The sequence below is a fragment of the Streptomyces sp. NPDC060198 genome (assembly GCF_042728415.1).
In the GTDB taxonomy this organism is placed as follows: Bacteria; Actinomycetota; Actinomycetes; order Streptomycetales; family Streptomycetaceae; genus Streptomyces.
Genome location: NZ_JBHWZJ010000516.1, coordinates 1 through 4,011, shown reverse-complemented (window position 1 = coordinate 4,011; position 4,011 = coordinate 1). Strand labels below are relative to the sequence as shown.

Annotated in this window: 2 protein-coding genes; one reads left to right on the top strand and one right to left on the bottom strand. The window is 72.2% G+C overall.

The window, feature by feature from the left end; translation table 11 throughout:
- Positions 1-835: 835 nt before the first annotated feature.
- Entirely contained in the window at positions 836-1,861 is a 1,026-nt protein-coding gene (locus ACFWEP_RS32680) for a glycoside hydrolase family 11 protein (protein ID WP_387375629.1), read from the top strand.
- Between the two features lie 69 nt (positions 1,862-1,930).
- Here the strand turns inward: ACFWEP_RS32680 and ACFWEP_RS32675 are convergent, their stop codons facing one another.
- A complete protein-coding gene (locus ACFWEP_RS32675; protein ID WP_387375627.1) occupies positions 1,931-3,826 on the bottom strand; it encodes a DUF6350 family protein in 1,896 nt (631 codons plus the stop codon).
- Between the last annotated feature and the right edge of the window lie 185 nt (positions 3,827-4,011).

Genomic DNA, 4,011 nt, shown 5'->3' with positions numbered 1-4,011 from the left:
GCCCGGCTCCCGACCCAGGAGCCGGGCCGTTCGCATGGAGCGGGCCCGTGCGAGGGCGGGCGTGCGCTCGGCAGCGGGCCCGTGCGAGGGCGGGCGTGCGCTCGGCAGCGGGCCGTCCGCCCGACGGCCGGCGTTCACCCGGGGCGGGCTCCTCCAGCGGGGCGGACCCGTGCGCACGAGTCCCCGTCCGCACGGCGAGGGCCGTTCACGCGAGGGTGGAATCCGGCCACCCCAGCCGTGCGGAGCCGAGGCGCGCGCCCCGCCCGCTCCGCTCCCACGGCGCCCCTCCTGGCCGAGCGCGCCTCCACACGACCTGCGGCGCCCCCTGGCTCCCTCCCGCCGCTCCCCGCCGGACACCCGCCGTCGCCCCGGCCCGGATACCCGTCGGATACGCATTTCGACATACCCGTGCACGGTCGAAAGACTTTCGAAAAGTTTTGAATTCCGCACCCTTCATCGACTCCCCATTACTTCCCACATCCGAGGATTACCCCGACCTCCATCGCACCATCCTGGATAAACACTGCCTTGAGCTGGGCAAATGCACTCCAGCCCCCTCCCCGGGGTGAAAAAGTTTTTCGCGATAGCTGCCGAAACCATTGACACCCAAGGGCACCGAATCAACACTGACGTCGCTGACAGACCTCAAAGGCCGTCGATTTGAGGCACCCGCACGACTGACCCGCCCCTCCGGCTCCCGGCCGCGTCAGGAACGCCCCGCCCGCCGCGTCGCCCCTACGCCGACGCGACTCGGGACCTGACGCGTCCATGACATTTTTGAGCCGGGGTGGCGTCTCGCCACCTGGCCGCCGGCCAGTCCGCACAAGGAGGAAGCATGTTCATGAAGGAAGGCACCACTCGTTCGAGGAGCCGCGGCCTCGGCCGCTTCCGGCTCCTCGGCCGGGCCTTCGCCCTGGCTGCGGCGGTGACCGCGCTGATCCTGCCGGGCACCGCCAACGCCGATACGACGATCAACACGAACCAGACCGGCACCAACAACGGCTATTACTACTCGTACTGGTCCGACGGTGGCGGATCGGTCTCCATGAACCTCGGTTCCGGCGGGAATTACAGCACCAACTGGAGCAATGTCGGAAACTTCGTCGCCGGCAAGGGATGGAGCAACGGCGGACGCCGGAGCGTGAACTACACCGGCACGTTCAACCCGTCCGGAAACGCCTATCTGGCCCTTTACGGATGGACCTCCAACCCGCTCGTCGAGTACTACGTCGTCGACAACTGGGGCACCTACCGGCCCACCGGCACCTTCAAGGGCACGGTGACCACCGACGGTGGCACCTACGACATCTACGAGACGACCCGGACCAACGCCCCGTCCATCGAGGGGGACAACAAGACGTTCAAGCAGTACTGGAGCGTCCGGCAGTCCAAGAAGACCGGCGGCACCATCACCACGGGCAACCACTTCGACGCCTGGGCGGGCAAGGGCATGCCCCTGGGTTCGTTCAACCACTACATGGTGCTCGCCACCGAGGGCTACCAGAGCAGTGGTAGCTCCAACATCACGGTCGACGGTACGGGCGGCAGCACCGGCGGCGGCGGCACGGGCGGCGGCGGCACCGGCGGCGGGAGCAGTGGTTGCACCGCGACGCTCTCCGCAGGGGACAAGTGGAGCGACCGCTACAACCTCAACGTCTCGGTCAGCGGCTCCAGCAACTGGACCGTCACCATGAACGTGCCCTCGCCCGAGAAGGTCCTCTCCACCTGGAACATCGGGGCCAGCTATCCGAGCGCCCAGCAGCTCGTCGCCAAACCGAACGGCAGCGGCAACAACTGGGGCGTGACGATCCAGACCAACGGCACCTGGACCTGGCCGACGGTCACCTGCACCGCGAGCTGACCCGCACCGGCCGCAAGCCCCGTACCGCGACATCGGCAGGACCCGGACCGGCGCGACGGCGCGGCAGCCTCAGGTTGTCGCGCCGTCCGTCGTCGGCCGGGGGTCCTCCGGCTCGGGACGGCCCGCGGGCTCCGACCTCGGCAGGAAGTCGTACCGCTCGGAACCCGGTTCGGCGGGAGCGACGGGTGGAGCCGAGGGAGCGACGGGTGGCACGACCGGTGCCCCGGCCGGACGCTCCGGGTCGGCCCGGAGCTCCGGACCGACAGAATCGGGCGTCCCGTCCACGGACTTCGGCGCCGGCTCCACCGAGTCCGGCGACGCGGACGGCCCAGGGCCTGCGTCGAAAGTGGCGGGACGTTCGGGACACGCCCTGACGGGCGTCGCGGCATCCGGCTTCCCGGACTTCCGCCAGGGGAGGCGCGGCTTCCACCGGGCGCGCGCGTCGTCAGAGGCTCCTCCGGTGGATTCCTCGGCCGCCCGGCTCGGGAGCGTCGCCCCGGGAGCGGCCCCGGACGAATCCCCGGGCGACGCCTCGGACCGCCAGGAACCGAACGCGCGTACAGGCGGCACCGTCCACTCCTCCGCCGCCACGGGTTCGGGCACCGCGCGCACGACTCCCGCGCCCCGCACCGTCTCGGCCGCCTCCCCCCGCCAGCCCCAGGTCTGTTCCCGCAGCCGCCAGGACCGCATCAGCAGGGCCAGGGGTACTCCGAGGACGGCGGTCCAGATCACCGCGGCGGCACCGGTGAGCCACCAGACCGGTCCGAACTCGGCGAGCGCCCGGGTGCCCATCGGCCCGCCCGCGAGGGCGGCGAGAGCTGCCGCGCAGGCGCCGCAGCCGATCGCCGCGAGACCCGTGACCAGCGCGGTCTCCCCCGGGCTCCAGGCATCCTCGCGTGCTCCGTACAGCGGGGCCGCCCTCCGTACGGTGAACCAGGCGACGGCGGCGGCCGCCATCAGGGGGACCACGCAGGCCGCCGCGTTCACGGCCGTTCCCGGACCCGGTTGCGGCAGGGCCGCCAGGAGCGGGAACCCGGGCAGGGCGGGGGTGCCGTGGAAACCGAGGGGGGCGACCGTCGCCGCCGTGCCGAGCGAGAAGCCGGGCCCGAGTCCGTACGACGCCGCCCACACTGCCGCGTTCGGCACCAGCGCCATCGCGAGCAGCACCACGGCGACCTGCCCGGACACCTCGTCGGAGAGCGCCAGGAACGATTCCTCGGTCGCGGCCCTGTGCCAAACGAGCCCCACCGCGACGAGCAGCGCGCCGCCGCCGAGCAGCACCGCGACCCCCGCCAGCGCCGACCGGGTCGCCGCCTCGGCCCGGTCGCGGAAGAGGGTGCGGGCCACCGCCTCCTGGACCCGCAGGGGCGCCCAGGAAGGGGAGGCGCCCAGCGGCCGGCCGGACGCCGTCCACACCCCGGCCGCCGCGGCGCCCGCCACCACTGCCACCAGGGGGAACGCCAGCGTGGCCGAATCCCCCGTGTCCACGCGCAGCGGAGCCGACCGCACGAAGGCCACCGCTCCCGCCACCACCAGCAGATAGCCGGTCATCACCGCGCAGCAGACGGCGGCGGCCGAGGGCGGCCGGTCCTCCGTCGCGTCCACCGGGGCCACGGGGTCCGCCGCGTCCAGCGCGTCGCGGGCGGCCCGGTGCAGCAGCCACACGGGGAGCGCCGTCAGCAGCAGGGGAACGGTCGCCACCGGGGCGGGGATACCGCTGAGGGTGTCGGTCCTGACGAGTTCGGCACCGTGCGAGAGCAGCCACAGGGCCACCGCCGTGCGCACCGCCCGGCCGGGTCCGGCGTCGGAGTACGGCGAGCTGACCCAGAGTCCCAGCAGGAGGACGGTGAGGGTGCCGAGACCGAGTCCGGCCGCGATCGAACCGCGCAGGAGCGCGGAGGCCAGGGCGGCGGCCCTGCCGCGTCCGGAGGACAACATCGGGCTGCGATCGGTCACTTGGGTCACGCCCGCCATGCTGCCAACGACACGCGCTGAATCCGTGTAACGGGCGAACGGGCGTCGTGTCGCCCAATATACGTTTATGTACTTTTTCACCCGGTGCAGTGTTAGGGCGTGTGCCGAAAGTGGCGCCGTCCGCCCGGAGGGCGGGTCCGGCGGCGTCCGGTGCGTGCGATCGCACGGCGGAAGAT